General features: G+C 73.1%; 10 protein-coding genes. All 10 read right to left on the bottom strand.

From position 1 onward, the window contains the following. The coding region (gene dnaE, locus BI06_RS36875) for a DNA polymerase III subunit alpha (RefSeq protein ID WP_043476274.1) at positions 1–2,671 on the bottom strand (2,671 nt) is incomplete at its 3' end. Positions 2,672–2,810: 139 nt separating this feature from the next. Then, complete coding sequence (locus BI06_RS36870) at positions 2,811–3,278, bottom strand: SRPBCC family protein (protein WP_043476272.1); 468 nt, start codon at positions 3,276–3,278, stop codon at positions 2,811–2,813. A 170-nt stretch (positions 3,279–3,448) separates the two neighbouring features. After that, positions 3,449–5,428: a ricin-type beta-trefoil lectin domain protein gene (locus tag BI06_RS36865; RefSeq protein WP_043475638.1), complete on the bottom strand. Its 1,980-nt coding sequence runs from the start codon at positions 5,426–5,428 to the stop codon at positions 3,449–3,451. Positions 5,429–5,595: 167 nt separating this feature from the next. Then, the gene (locus BI06_RS36860; RefSeq protein WP_043475635.1) at positions 5,596–6,795 is read right to left on the bottom strand and encodes an FAD-dependent monooxygenase; all 1,200 of its coding nucleotides are present in this window, start codon (positions 6,793–6,795) and stop codon (positions 5,596–5,598) included. Between the two features lie 132 nt (positions 6,796–6,927). Then, entirely contained in the window at positions 6,928–8,388 is a 1,461-nt protein-coding gene (locus BI06_RS36855; protein ID WP_233290441.1) for an FAD-dependent oxidoreductase, read from the bottom strand. Beyond that, positions 8,385–10,268 (bottom strand): squalene--hopene cyclase, encoded by a 1,884-nt coding sequence (gene shc / locus BI06_RS36850; protein WP_043475632.1) that lies wholly within the window; start codon positions 10,266–10,268, stop codon positions 8,385–8,387. The genes BI06_RS36855 and shc overlap by 4 nt, the downstream gene beginning before the upstream one ends. Beyond that, positions 10,265–10,732, bottom strand: a complete 468-nt coding sequence (locus BI06_RS36845) for a DUF2834 domain-containing protein (protein ID WP_063795106.1) — start codon at positions 10,730–10,732, stop codon at positions 10,265–10,267. Before BI06_RS36845 ends, shc begins: the two co-directional genes overlap by 4 nt. Next, positions 10,719–12,404, bottom strand: a complete 1,686-nt coding sequence (locus BI06_RS36840; RefSeq protein ID WP_199523416.1) for an NAD(P)/FAD-dependent oxidoreductase — start codon at positions 12,402–12,404, stop codon at positions 10,719–10,721. The genes BI06_RS36845 and BI06_RS36840 overlap by 14 nt, the downstream gene beginning before the upstream one ends. Beyond that, a complete protein-coding gene (locus tag BI06_RS36835; protein ID WP_199523415.1) occupies positions 12,401–13,351 on the bottom strand; it encodes a 1,4-dihydroxy-2-naphthoate polyprenyltransferase in 951 nt (316 codons plus the stop codon). The genes BI06_RS36840 and BI06_RS36835 overlap by 4 nt, the downstream gene beginning before the upstream one ends. Further along, positions 13,348–14,067 carry a bifunctional 2-polyprenyl-6-hydroxyphenol methylase/3-demethylubiquinol 3-O-methyltransferase UbiG gene (gene ubiG / locus BI06_RS36830; RefSeq protein ID WP_030394695.1) on the bottom strand — a complete coding sequence of 240 codons (720 nt, stop codon included), beginning with the start codon at positions 14,065–14,067 and terminating at the stop codon, positions 13,348–13,350. Before ubiG ends, BI06_RS36835 begins: the two co-directional genes overlap by 4 nt. Positions 14,068–14,296: the final 229 nt, after the last annotated feature.

Genomic DNA, 14,296 nt, shown 5'->3' with positions numbered 1-14,296 from the left:
GGAAGTCCGGGAAGGAGGTGTACTTGCCCTTCTCCGCCCGGGTGGCCACCAGCGACTCGATGACCGGGACGCCGACGTTGCGCACCGCCTTCAGGCCGAAGCGCACGTCGCTGCCGACGGCGGTGAAGTCGACCACCGACTCGTTGACGTCGGGGGAGAGGATCCGGATGCCCATCTGCCGGCACTCGGCCAGGTAGATCGCCATCTTGTCCTTGTCGTCGGCGACCGAGGTGAGCAGGGCGGCCATGTACTCGGCGGGGTAGTTCGCCTTGAGGTAGGCGGTCTGGTACGAGACCAGTCCGTAGGCGGCGGAGTGCGATTTGTTGAAGGCGTAGCCGGCGAACGGGACCAGGACGTCCCAGACGGCCTGGATGGCCTCGTCGGAGTAGCCGCGCTCCTTGCAGCCCGCGTGGAAGGGGACGAACTCCTTCTCCAGCACCTCCTTCTTCTTCTTGCCCATCGCCCGGCGGAGCAGGTCGGCCTGTCCGAGCGAGTAGCCGGCGAGCACCTGGGCCGCTCGCTGGACCTGCTCCTGGTAGACGATGAGGCCGTAGGTGGGGCCGAGGACGTCGGCGAGCGGCGCCTCCAGCTCCGGGTGGATCGGGATGATCTCCTGCTGGGCGTTCTTGCGCAGCGCGTAGTTGGTGTGCGAGTTCATGCCCATCGGGCCGGGCCGGTACAGCGCGGAGACGGCGGAGATGTCGGCGAACTCGGTGGGCTTCATCAGCTTGAGCAGGGCGCGCATGGGGCCGCCGTCGAGCTGGAACACGCCGAGGGTGTCGCCGCGGGCCAGCAGCTGGTAGGTGGTGGGGTCGTCGATCGGGATCTTCTCGATGTCGACGTCCACGCCCCGGTTGGCCTTGACGATCTTGATGCAGTGATCGATGATGCCCAGGTTCCGCAGACCCAGGAAGTCCATCTTGATCAGGCCCATGGCTTCGCACGACGGGTAGTCGAAGCCGGTGATGATCACGCCGTCCTTGTCCCGCATGTGCAGCGGGATGAGGTCGAGCAGCGGCGTCGAGGAGAGGATGACGGCCGCGGCGTGCACGCCGGTGCCGCGGATCAGGCCCTCGATGCCCAGGCCGGTGTCGATGATCTTCTTGACATCGGACTCGTTCTCGTACAGCGAGCGGATCTCGGTGCCCTCGTTGTACCGCGGGTGCTTGTCGTTGAAGAGGTCCGCCAGCGGGACGCCCTTGCCCATGACGTCCGGCGGCATCGCCTTGGTGATCCGGTCGCCCATCGCGAACGGGTAGCCGAGGATGCGGTTGGCGTCCTTGACGGCGGCCTTGGCCTTGATCGTGCCGAAGGTGTTGACCTGGGCGGTGTAGGCGGAGCCGTACTTGTCGGTGACGTAGCGCACCATCTGGTCGCGCTGGCGGTCGTCGAAGTCGATGTCGACGTCCGGGGGGTTGATGCGCTCGGGGTTCAGGAACCGCTCGAACAGCAGGTCGTGCTCCAGCGGGTCCAGCTCGGTGATCCGGGTCAGGTAGGACACCATCGAGCCGGCCGCCGAGCCTCGGCCCGGGCCGACCGGGATGCCGTTGTCCCGGGCGTACTGGCAGATGTCGGCGACCACGAGGAAGTAGGCGTCGAAGCCCATCGGGGAGATGACGCCCATCTCCAGCTCGACCCGGTCCAGCACCTCCTGGCTCGGGTTGTCGCCGTAGCGGTGCTGGAGGCCGGCGGCGATCTTCTGGCGCAGGAACGAGGCCTGGGTCTCGCCCTCGGGCACGTCGAACTGCGGCATCCGGTCGACGTAGGTGAACACCTCGTCGTACGACTCGACCCGCTCCGCGATGGCCAGCGTGTTGTCGCAGGCCTCCGGCAGCTCGCGGAAGAGCTCGCGCATCTCCTCGGCGGTCTTGACGTAGTAGCCGGTGCCCTGGAACTTGAACCGGTTCGGGTCGTCCTTGTTCTTGCCCACGCCGACGCAGAGCAGGCTGTCGTGGGCGTCCGCCTGGTCGGCGGTGACGTAGTGCGAGTCGTTGGTGGCCAGCAGCGGGATGTTCAGCTGCTTGGCGAGGCGCAGCAGGTCCTCGCGCACGTCCTGCTCGATGGACAGGCCGTGGTCCATCAGCTCCAGGAAGTAGTTCTCCTTGCCGAAGATGTCCTGGTAGGCGCCGGCCGCCTTGACGGCCTCCTCGTACTGCCCGAGCCGCAGCCGGGTCTGCACCTCGCCGGAGGGGCAGCCGGTGGTGGCGATGATCCCGGTGGCGTTGGCGGCGATCAGCTCGCGGTCCATCCGGGGCTTCATGTAGTAGCCCTCCATCGACGCGAGCGAGGAGAGCCTGAAGAGGTTCCGCAGGCCGGTGGCGTTCTGCGCCCACATGGTCATGTGGGTGTAGCGGCCGCCACCGGAGACGTCCTTGCCGCCCTCGCCGTCCGCGCTGGCCGGACGCTGGCCGCCGGGCGACCAGAACACTTGCTTCTTGTGGAAGCGCGAGGACGGGGCGACGTACGCCTCGATGCCGATGATCGGCTTGACCCCGGTCTTGGCGGCGGCGTGGAAGAACTCGTAGGCGCCGAACATGTTGCCGTGGTCACTCATCGCGATGGCGGGCATGCCCTGTCTCTCCGCCTCCGCGAAGAGCTTGCCGTTCTTCGCGGCCCCGTCCAGCATCGAGTACTCCGTGTGGACGTGCAGGTGCGCGAAGCTGTCGGACACGGCGCTGGGCTCCTCAAGCGGGACGGCGGTACTGGCAAGCGGTCCAGGTTAGTCGGTCGGCGCGCGCGACACGCCAGGGGTGCCGCGCGCGCCGGCCGGTCGGGCCGCGGAGCCGGGCCGGGGCGCCCCGGGGAGGGGGTCAGGCCGGGTGGTGGTCGGGCACGGCGTTGAGTTCGATGCCGTGCTCCAGCAGGGCCTTCATCGAGCACAGCGTGGTGGTGAAGCCACCGACGGTGTCGTTCACCCAGCTCACGGTCTCGTCCCCCGACCCCTTGAAACCGGTCTCGGTGACCTCGACGAAGGCGGCCTCCGCCGAGCGCGGGGTGAACCTCAGCTCGACGGTCGTCGGCCGGTCGTAGTTGCCCCACTCGAACCGGATCAGCCGCCCCTCCTCCACCTCCAGGACCTTGACCTCGGCCGAGGCCCCGTAGGTCTTCCACTCCCAGCGCAGCGCGGCGCCCGGCACCATCGGCCCGCTGCTCCCGCTGTACCAGAACCGGGTCGTGACGGCCGGGTCGGCGAACGCCCGGAACGCCTCGTCGGCGGGCCGGCGGACGAGCATGCAGGCGTACGCCCGCGGGTCCTGGGTGAGCTCGAGTGTCTCCATGCCGAGGATCATCCGCCGTCGCCGGGCGGGGACCAAGCACCCGGCCGGGACCGCCCGCGCGTGGTGCCGGGGCCGGCACCGGGGACTCCCGGCACCGGCCCCGGTCGCCGTCGGCCGACGGCGGTCGCGGTCCGTCGCGGTCCGTCGCCGTCGGTCGCCGTTCGTCGCCGTCAGAGGAGCCGGAGGGACCACTCCTGCTTCCAGCCGCCCTCGCAGGTCCAGACACCGAGCTGCTTGTGGTCGGAGTCGTGGGTGAGGCAGTCGTCGTCCGAGATCTGGATCCGGTACTTGCCGTTGCCCACGGCGACGAACCTCCACTTCTGGTTGGGGGTGTCGCCCCAGGCCTGCTGCTCGGCCACGTAGGTGTCGGGGTTCTCGGTGAGGTTGTAGCCGAGGTCGTTGACGATCCGGTAGCGGTCGCCGCCGAGCGGCTTGATCGTCCAGGTGGACCCCTTGTAGCCCAGGATGCCGCCCAGGACGGGCGCGCCCCAGCTCGCGGTCTCGTTGGGGGCCGTGGCGCCCAGGCCGTTGTCGAGCTTCAGGAACAGCGGCCGCTCGGTCGGGACGCTCGCGCCGCCGCCGGTCGGGGGCTTCGGGTCCTTGGGGTCGGTCGGCGTGCCCCCGCCACCGCCCGGGGTGATCACCCCGCCGGAGGCCGATTCGAGCGCCCACTCCTGCTGCCAGCCGCGCTTGCACGTCCACACGCCGAGCTGCTTGAAGTCGGAGTCGTGGGCGAGGCAGTCGTCGTCGGAGATCCGGATCTGGTACCTGCCGTTGCCGACGCCGAAGAGCTCCCACTTCTGCTTGGAGGAGTTGCTCCACGGCTGGAGCTCCGCCATGTAGCCGCCGCTCTCGGTGAGGTCGAGGCCGTAGGAGCTGGTGATCCGGTAGCGGCCGCCGCCCACCGGGGTGAGCTTCCACTTGGACTCGTTGCCGCCCCGGATCCCGGGGACCACGGCCGCGCCGGCGGAGCCGCCGACGGGCAGGGCGCCCAGGCCGTTGTCGAGCTTCAGGGTCACATCGGCGCCGTTGCCGGGAGTGGTCGGGTCGGTGGTCGGCGGGGTGCCGCCCCAGGCCCAGTTCTGGTTGCGCGCGTCGCGGTTGCTCTCGGAGCCGCAGGCCCAGGCCACCACGGAGCTGCCGTTGGCGGTGAGGCCGGCGTAGTCATCGACGCAGACGTCCTTGGACCGGTCGTCCGGGTCGGTGATGTGGCGCAGACCGCCGCTGGGCGACATGTGCCAGCGCTGGCCGGGGATCTCCAGACAGTCCCAGACCTGGAGCTTGTTCCCGTTGGCGGCCCTGTTGTCCGGCAGGTCGAGGCACTTGCCGTTGGCGGCCCGGAGCTTGTAGCCGTTGTAGGTCCACCTCTGGGCGTCGCCGCCGTTGCACTCCCACATCTGCACGGGGGTGCCGTTGGCGCTGCCGTTGCCGCTGACGTCCAGGCAGGCGTGGTAGCCGGGGCCGTTGACGTCGGGGGTCAGGCTGCCGGTCCTGCTGCCGTAGCCGGAGCGCGCGGGGAAGTGCAGGGTGCGCACGTCGCCGTCGCACTTGTAGGGCCGCGCGGTGCCCGACCGGCAGGTCCACGGCTCCTTCTTGACGCTGTCGCCGTCGTTGCCGACGAACGCCCAGTTCATGTAGCCGCCGTCGCCCCGGTTGCGGAAGGTCGACTCGCCCTGGAACACCCAGATCCGGAACTTGTCGTAACCCGAGGGATCCTTCTGCTCCTCCTTGTTCATGAAATGGTTCAGCTTGTAGGTGGTGTCGATCAGCACCCCCTTCATATCGGCCTTGTGCTCGTTCGTGAACCATTCGGTGTCGTACATGTCGGTGCCGACGGTCTTGAAAACCAGCACATTGAAGCCGGGAAACTTCTGGCTCAGCTGCGCCGCGGTTTTCTGGGTGAACTCCGCGTTGTCCAGCTTGTTGGCGTTGGCGGCGCCGCGCATGGCCCGGATCATGTCGAAGCCGGCGCCGATCAGTGAGGTCATGCAGTTGCCGCCGCCCGGCACGGCCGGGGTCCCGCAGGTCTTGTCCACCGGATGACCGGGCGACGGCGCGGCCTGGGCGGCCTGCGCGGTGAGGCCGCCGACCAGGGCGACGGCGGTGACCCCGCAGGCGAATGCGCGTTTCAGGCGGGACAGGGTTTTCATGGCGGAATCGTCTTTCTGCTCGCATCGGAGACCTTTTTCGTCTCGACCGAGAAGGACGATAGGTCCGGAAATCCGCCGCGCGGCCGGTCCTGACGGCTTCCATATGACGGGGCCGGGAGCTCTGCCCTTTCGTGCAGGATCCGCCCCCGAGCCTGCCCGCCCCGGGCCTACCCGCCCCCGCCGCGGGCGTCCGCCCGGACCGGGGCGCCGTGCAGCCAGGCGACCCGGTGGTGGAGCGCCTCCTCGTCGAGCGGGCGCAGCAGCGCGTCGCGGGCCCGGGCGTCCTCGCCGGCCGGGTGGTAGAGCCGGGTGCCCATCTCGCGGGAGAGCCGTTGGACGCGCCCGGTGCGCTCACGGCGGGCGGCGTTGTAGCGCTCCAGCCGCTGGGGGACGTCGGCGGTCGGGGCGTCGGCGAGCAGGTCGCTGAGGACGACGGCGTCCTCCAGCGCCTGGCAGGCGCCCTGGGCGGCGTACTGGAGCATCGGGTGGGCGGCGTCGCCCATCAGGGTCACGCGGCCGCGGGTCCAGACGTCGACCGGGTCGCGGTCGCACAGCACCCACCGGCGCCAGTCCTCGCCGAGCCGCAGCAGCGTGCCCGGGACGGGGCCGGGGTCGGCGAACCGCCGCAGGACGGCGGCCCGCCCGGCCGGGCGGCCAGAGACCGCCTCGGTGGCGCCGTCGTCGAGCACCGCGGCGAGGTTGAGGCAGGAGCCGCCGGCGACGGGGTAGTGGACCACGTGCCAGCCGGGGCCGGCCCACAGCGTCACGGCGTTGCGGCGCAGCCACCGCGGCACCCGCTCCATCGGGACGAGGGTGCGGTAGATGGTGTGCCCGCAGGGGCGGGGCGGGCCGTCGCCCAGCAACTGCGCCCGAACGGTGGAGCGGATGCCGTCGGCGCCCACCAGGAGGTCGCCGGAGAAGGTCCGGCCGTCCGCGGTGGTGGCGGTCACCCGGTCCACGTCCTGCTGGTAGTGCCGTATCCCGGCGCCTGCCACCAGGTCGACGGTCCCGATCGCCCGGCACGCCGTGAGCAGCGGGGTGTGCAGGTCCCGCCGGTGGACGACCGCGTACGGGTCGCCGAAGCGCTGCCGGTAGCGTCCGCCGACGGGCAGGGCGACCAGCTCGCGCCCGGTGGTCGCGTCCATGAGGCGCAGTTCGTCGACGAGCACGGCGCGGTCGCGGACGGCCCGGCCCACGCCCAGCCGGTTCAGGGCGTGGAAGCCGTTGGGCGCGATCTGGATTCCGGCGCCGATGTCGGTGAAGGCGTCCTGGCGCTCCAGGACGGTGACACGGTGGCCGGTGCGGGCCAGCGCCAGGGCCGTGGCCAGGCCGCCGATGCCGCCTCCGGCGACGAGTGCGTGGATCATGTCGTTCCCCCGTGTGTCCGTGCACCACGAGCCGGGTGCACCGCGTGTTCCGTACTCCTCGTGCTCCGCGTGCTCCGTGTTCACCGTGCGTCCGGTTCCGGTCCGGTGGCGTGTCCACCGGACCGGAACCGGCTACCTCCGGACGGACCCGTTCCCGCCGGGTCCGTCCCCGCCGGACCGCCTCCGGACGGCGGCGACGGCCGGGCGGAGTGCCGCCCGCAGCAGCCGGGCGACCGGCGGCGGGACGTCGCCGATCGTGTCGACGCGCACTGCCGGCAGCTCGGGCCGCAGCCTGCGGCGGACCGACTCGGCCGCCACCAGGCCCGAGCGGACCGCCGCCTCCATGCCGGCCACACCCGCCGGTGCGGCGCAGAAGTCCCCGGCCAGGTGGAGGTCGGCGAACGCGGTGAAGGCCTGCGGCCGGTGGCGGGCGGAGCCGGGCCCGGGCGCGTGGAAGGGCGCCGAGGAGTGCGGCTGGTAGCAGACGTGCTCGATGTCCTCCCAGTCGAGACCGGGGAGATAGGCCATCAGCTCCTCCACCAGGACCTTGACGGCCTCGTCGTCGGCGAGGTGCCGGAGTGCGGCCACCCGGCCGACGACGCAGTTGAGCAGGCTGTCGCGGTGCCCGGGCCAGGTCTGTCCGACGTCGATCAGTGTGATCGCGTGCGGTGAGCCGACCAGGCGGATGTGCTCGTCGGGCAGTCCCGGCAGACGGCGCCGCAGGTACAGGTGGAGGGCGCCCAGCGGACGGGAGGTCAGTTCCAGGATCCCGTGCGCCGGGCGCAGTGCCCCGGTGATCCCGGGGCCCAGGGCGGCCAGGCGGCCGTGCGGGACCGCGAGGACCAGCTGCCCGGGCACCGCCTCCTCGGTCTCGGCGCCGTCCGGGCCGCGCAGGGTGAGGGTCCGCACCCGGTGGTCGTCGGTCGCCGCGGCCGTGAGCTCGCGCCCGGTCAGCACCTCGACGCCCGCGGCCTCCAGCCGTTGCCGGAACGGCCCGACGAACCACTGCTGGAGGTCGCCGCGCGGCATCCGGACCCGGCCGGGGTGGCGGACGAAGGCGGCGATGCTGCCGCGGAACCCGGCCGCCGAGACCGCAGTGCTCTCGGCGGCGCTGGAGGCGACGAAGAGGTGCTCGATGTCGGCCACGGCGGCGGGGGAGAGGTAGCGGCGCCCGCGCAGGAAGTCGTGCAGGGACTCGTCGCCCGCGCGGTAGTCCTGGGCGAGCAGGTCGAGCACGCCGTAGAGGAACAGCAGCCGGTCGGCGGCCGGGGTGTCGGCGCTGCGGAACTCCGTCCCCGGGAGCAGTTGGTGGAACTTGCGGGTGGCGCGCAGGTGGTCGGTGAGGCCGAGTTCCCCGACCAGGCGCAGCGTGTTGCGGTACCAGGCGGGGAAGATGTGCACGCCGTGGTCCTCGGTCCGGCCGTCGATCACCCGGGAGCCGGCCATGCCGCCGAGTTCGGGCGAGGCTTCGAGCAGCCGGACGGGGAGGCCGAGCCGGCGCAGGGTCCAGGCCGCCGTCATACCGGCGAGGCCGCCGCCCACCACGGTGACGTTCTCGCGCTCCCGCGTGCCCGGGTCGGTGCCCGCCGTCACGCCGCACCTCCTTCGACGGCGGCCCGGTGCGCCGCCATGGCGAGCACGGGGTAGATCAGCCGCAGCAGGCTGTCGCGCCAGTACAGGCCGTCGTGGTGCACCACCCAGGTGTGCCAGGGCTCGGCCCAGTCGCCGTCGGCCTGCTGGGTGCGGACCAGGAAGTCCAGGCCGGCCCGCACCGGCGCGCTGTCCGCCCGGCCGGCGGCGATCAGCGCGAGCAGGGCCCAGGCGGTCTGGGAGGGGGTGCTGTCGCCCCGTCCGATCCACTCGGGGTCGTGCAGCGCGCGGACGGACTCGCCCCAGCCGCCGTCGGGCCGCTGGTGGGCGAGGAGCCACTCGCAGGCCCGTCGCAGCGCCGGGTCGTCGGCCGGCACCCCGCAGGCGGCCAGGCCGGTGACGGCGGCGCTGGTGCCGTGCAGGTGGTAGCAGGCCCACCAGCCGGGCCAGGAGCCGTCCGGGCGCTGTTGGCGGCGCAGCCATTCGACGCCGCGGCGGGCCGCGGGGGTGTCCGCGTGGCCGTCGGCGGCGAGCGCCTCCAGGACGTGGCCGGTGACGTCGGCGGACGGCGCCTCCAGGAAGCCGATCTCGGCCAGCCGGGTGCGGCCGGGCAGCCGCCAGCGCAGCGGTTCGAAGGCGGCCCAGCCGCCGTCCTGGCACTGCTGGGACAGCAGCCAGCGGTGGGCGCGCCGGCAGGCCTCGTCGACGGCCGGGTCGCTGCCGCGCGGCCGCACCCGGCGCAGCGCCACGACGGCGAAGGCGGTGTCGTCGGCGTCGGGGTTGGCGTTGTTGGTGAACTCGTAGGGCCAGCCGCCGGGGACGGGGTCCTTCGTCAGCACCGCCCAGTCGCCGAGCTCGGTGACCTGGTTGTCGAGGAGCCAGCGCACCGCCGGTGCGTCCGCCGCCCCGGCTCCGGGGCCGCCGGCCGCCGCGCTCGCGGACAGGGCGAGGGCGGTGTCCATGACGACGGAGGTCCACATCTCGATCCGGCGCTGCCCGTCGCGCTCGACCACGTACCGGTCGAGCGCGGACAGCGCGGCGACGACGCTCGGGTGGTCGCGGCGCACGCCCGCGGCGTCCAGGCCCATCAGCACGTTCGCGGTCTGCGGCCAGTTGCCGCCCCAACTGCCGTCCGTCTCCTGGGTGTCGACGAGCCAGCGGGTGGCCTTGTCGATGGCGCGGCGCCGCAGGGCGCGGACCGGCCGACGGGCGTACCAGTGGCTGAGGGCGGTCGCGCAGCGGACGGGCAGGGACCTCGGCAGACGGCGGGCGTCGGGCCGGCGGAAGAGTTCGCGGAGGTCGAATCCGGCGGGCACGACGGGGCGGCTCGCCATGAAGAGGCTGTTGGCGACCACGATGCCGCGGGCGGCGGCCCCGAAGTGGTAGATGTTGCCGGGGAACGAGCTGGGCAGCAGCACGATCTCCGGCGGGACGAGCGGGATGTCGCTCCACGGCCAGAGGCCGATGACGGCCAGCCAAGCGAGCATGAGGAGGTTGTCGACGGCCTCGATGCCGCCGCCGGCCCGGATCGAGGCGGCCGCCGCGCGCATCGGCGGCTCGTCGGGGTGGTGGCCGGCCAGGCGCAGGGCGACGTAGCAGAAGACCGAGAGCAGGAGTTCGTCCGGGCCCTGGTGGTAGGCGGCCCAGCCGCCGGTGGGGCTCTGCTCGGCGAGGATGGTCCGGGCGTCGGCGGCCGTCGTGCCGTCGTCGGGCAGGCGCAGGTAGTGGCGCAGGACGACCTCGCCGGCCTCGCCGATCAGGCTGGTCTCGAAGTCGCCCTTCCAGAAGCCCTCGGCGTCCTGGCGCCGGCGGAGCGCGTCGGCGGCCAGGGCCAGGGCGTGGTCGACGGTGCCGGGGATGCCCGGGGCGTCGGTGGTGGTCATCGCTGCGGCCCTTTCGAGGCGGGGACGGTGGCGGGGGCGGTGGTGTGGGAGGTGGCGGGGACGGTGGCTTCGGAGGTCGCGGGGACGGGGCCGGTGCCGCGTGCGGCGGCGATCCGGGACTGCCGGACGTACATGAAGACGGAGAAGCTCACGACCAGCGCGAGCGCGGGCGCGCCCACGATGTAGGCCCAGACGTGGCGGATCCGCCACCGCCGGGCCTCGACCACCATGAAGGCCCCGAGCGCGGCCCAGGTCAGCGCCAGGTCCGCGTAGACGAAGTCGGACGCGAGGTTCCCGGTGGCGTCGCGCAGGAAGTTCCGCATCACGCCCCACGGGCCGGCGTCGGCGTTGCGCACGACGAAGGCGACGGCCGTCGTCGCCATGACCAGGAAGCCGGCGGCGGCGCACAGCGCGTACATCAGGCGCAGTCGGCGGTCCCGCTCGTGGGGCTCAGGCGGTCGCATGCCGTGCTCCTTCCGGGTGCCCGGCGGCGGGTGCTGCCGTGTCCGGTGCGGCGGTGTGCCGTGGGGCCGTGGACGGGGCGGCGGTGTTCCGTGGGGCCGCGTCCGACGCGGTCGTGGACGGTGCGGTCGTGGACGGTGCGGCCGTGCCGCCGTCGCGGACCCGCTCGTACCGGTAGTCGTCGAGGTCGAAACTGCGGGCCCGCCACGCCGCCTCGTAGGTGGAGGAGGGCCGTACGGCCGGCGCGTCGCCGTGCCGGTCGAAGTAGTAGCTGTTCGTCCCGCGGCAGCCGGCGTCCGCGAAGACGGTGTCGCGCTGCCGGCGCAGCACCTTCGCGAACGAGGCGTCGTGCCGCTCGGGCCGCACCACCGCCTGGGTCGCGCCCCGGCGGCGCGCCTCGCCGATCACCCGCAGCAGATGGGTGACCTGGTAGTCGATCATGCCGAACCAGGACCCGCCGGTGAACGAGTACGGGCCCACGATGAACCAGAGGTTGGGGAAGCCCTTCACCGAGCTGCCCTCGTAGGTCTGGAACCGCTCGCTCGCCCAGAACTCCCCGAGCTCCCGGCCGCCTTGGCCGAACAGCGGGAACGGAGGCAGGTTGTCCAGGACGTGGAAGCCGGTCGCGAGTACCAGGACGTCGGCCGCCCGCTCGGTGCCGTCCGCCGTCCGCACGCCGCCCTCGGTGATCCGCGAGATCGGGTCGGTGACCAGCCGGACGTTGTCCCGGGTGAACGCCCGCCAGTAGCCCTTGCCGAACGAGGGCCGTTTGCAGCCGAGCCGGTACGACGGTGCCAGTGCCTCCATCAACTCACGTTCACCACGCACCTGTTGGCGCAGATAGAGCCGGGAGAACGCCTCCCCGCCCCGGACCAGGAAGGGGAACCGCCGGTAGTGGATCATGGCGATGACGAAGGAGAGCTCGGTGGCGGTGTCGGTGGCGAGCCGGACCGCCCGTTGGGTCCACGGCGCCCGGGCGAACACATCGCGCACGGCCGCGGGGACGGGCAGGTCCGGTTTGGGGAAGACCCAGGTGGGCGTGCGCTGGTAGACGTCGAGCCGCTCCACCAGCGGGGCGATCTCGGGGACGAGCTGGACGGACGAGGCTCCGGTGCCGACCACCGCCACGCGGCGGCCGCGCAGGTCCAGCGAGGAGTCCCAGCGCGCCGTGTGCACCACCGGGCCGGCGAAGCGGTCGAGACCCGCCAGCTCCGGGGTCTTCGGCCGGGTGAGCCACCCGGTGGCGCAGACCACGAACCGGGCCGTCAGCGTTGTGCCGTCGGCGAGCGCCACCTCCCACAGGTGCGCGGGCTCGTGGTAACCGGCCCGCACCACGCGGGAGTTCAGACGCAGTCGGGAGCGCAGGCCGAATCTGTCCACGCAGTGGTCGGCGTAGGCCTTGAGCTCCGCGCCCGGCGGGAAGGCCCGCGACCAGCCCGGGTGCGGCTCGAAGGCGAAGGAGTAGGAGAAGGCACTGATGTCGACGGCGACCCCGGGATAGCGGTTGGCGTGCCACGAGCCCCCGACGTCGTCCTGCTCGTCGAGCACCAGGAAGTCGTCGACACCGGCGCGCAGCAGCCCGACGGCGGTGCCGATCCCGGAGAAGCCGGCCCCGATCACCAGCACCTCGTGGTCGGGCGCCCCGGGACCCGGCCCCGCCCCGGCGGCGCTCACAGGGCCAGCCCCGTCGTCAGCAGTGCCCCGAAGGCCAGCAGCAGCCAGCAGGTGTGCTCCAGCGCGGGGATCAGGTCGCGCCCCCGGGCCCCGCCCAGCACCCGGCGCAGCGGCCGGACCGCGACCGGGGCCGCGCCGAGCACCAGCAGCGCCCAGGGGCGGGCGGTCGCCAGCGCCGCCGCCGAGGCGAAGGCCGCGGCGACCAGCAACGCGTAGTAGATCCGGGTGCGTCCCTCGCCGAGGCGGACGGCGACGGTGACCTTTCCGGCCTCGGTGTCGGTCGGGATGTCGCGCAGGTTGTTGGTCGTCAGCAGCGCGCAGGCCAGCAGGCCCATCGGCACCCCCGCCGGGAGCGCCAGCAGCGGCAGCCGGCCGAGCTGGATGAAGGCGGTGGCGCAGACCGCGACGACGCCGTGGTAGACGAAGATGCTCACGTCACCCAGGGAGCGGTAGCCGTAGGGCCGGGAGCCGCCGGTGTAGAACCAGCCGCCGAGCGCGCACACGGCGGCGAGGCCGAGCAGCCACCAGCTGACCGTCACCGCCAGGACGACCGCGGCCCCGACGGCGATGCCGTACAGGGTCAGCCCGTGCCGCAGGACCTGCCGGGGCGAGGCCCGGCCGGAGCCGACCAGCCGGGCCGGGCCGAGCCGGTGGTCGTCGGTGCCCCGGATGCCGTCGCTGTAGTCGTTCAGGAAGTTGGTGCCGAGCACGAAACCCAGGGCGAACACCAGGGTCAGCGCGGTGCGCCGGCCGTCGGGGAGGCCGTCCGGGACGGCGACGGCGGTGCCGACCGCGATCGGCGCCAGGGTGACCGGGAGGGTCTTGAGCCGGGCGCCGACCAGCCAGGCGCGCACGGCGCCGGGGGGCCGTGCCCGGTGCCCGGGCGAGGAAGAGGGAGAGGGCGGGGGCGCGGGCGTGGGGACGGCGGGGGAGGACGGGGCGGTCACCGCTTCCTCCCCACCGCGAGGAACAGCACGCCGGTGGACCTGGTGCGCACCATCCGGACGTCCTCGCGGCGCCCGGCCAGGAAGCGCAGGCCGTCCCGCAGATGCGGCCGCAGACCGAGCAGCCGCAGCTCCACGCCGTGCGCCCGCGCGGTGGCGAGCAGCCGCTCGCGGTTGACGAAGAGCCGGTGGTCGTGGGTCCCGCGGGACGGCCGGCCCGGCAGCGGCAGGTTCTCGGCGAGGGTGACGGCCGCCAGTCGGGCCGTCCTGGTGTCGGCGATGGTGTCGGCGATCAGGGTGCCCCCGGGGCGCAGCACCCGGCACGCCTCGGCGAGGACGGCGTACGGGTCGGGCACGTGTTCCAGGCACTGCCCGGCCGTGACCACGTCGAAGGACTCCGCCCCGAACGGGAGCCGGGCGATGTCGGCCCGGACCGTGACGTCGTAGCCGTGGGCGCGGGCCTGCCGGAGGGACTGGAACGACAGGTCGACGCCGAACACCCGGTAGCCCTTGTCGGCCAGGTGCGGGGCGAACAGTCCGCCCCCGCAGGCGATGTCCAGCAGCCGGGCCCGACCGTGGCGGTCGGCGGGAGCCGCCGGGACGAAGCCGGCCCGGGCGCGGGCGATCCAGCCCAGCGGGGCGAGCGGACCCCTGGGGTCCCACCACGCGTCGGCGAGCGGGTCGTAGTCGGTGATGAAGTCGCTGCGTACTGCTGGCACGACGCTCCTTCTGGACGGGCAGCGGTCCGGGCCGGGGCCGCGCGCACGGCGTGGCCCCGGCTCCGCTGCGCGGGTCGGTCGGGTGGTGGGGCGGACGTCCCGGACGGCCACGGGCGCCCCCGGCCGTCCCTGGGCGGCATCGGGCGGCATCGGCGCGCTGGTCGCCCGGGCGGGCCGCTCGGGCGGGCCGGGCCATGTGGGCCGGGCATGTGGGCCGTTCAGGCCGGTG

The organism is Kitasatospora sp. MBT66 (genome assembly GCF_000710405.2).
Taxonomy (GTDB): Bacteria; Actinomycetota; Actinomycetes; order Streptomycetales; family Streptomycetaceae; genus Kitasatospora; species Kitasatospora purpeofusca.
Note: the sequence above shows the minus strand (reverse complement) of the source record. Positions and strands in the feature narration are given on the sequence as shown.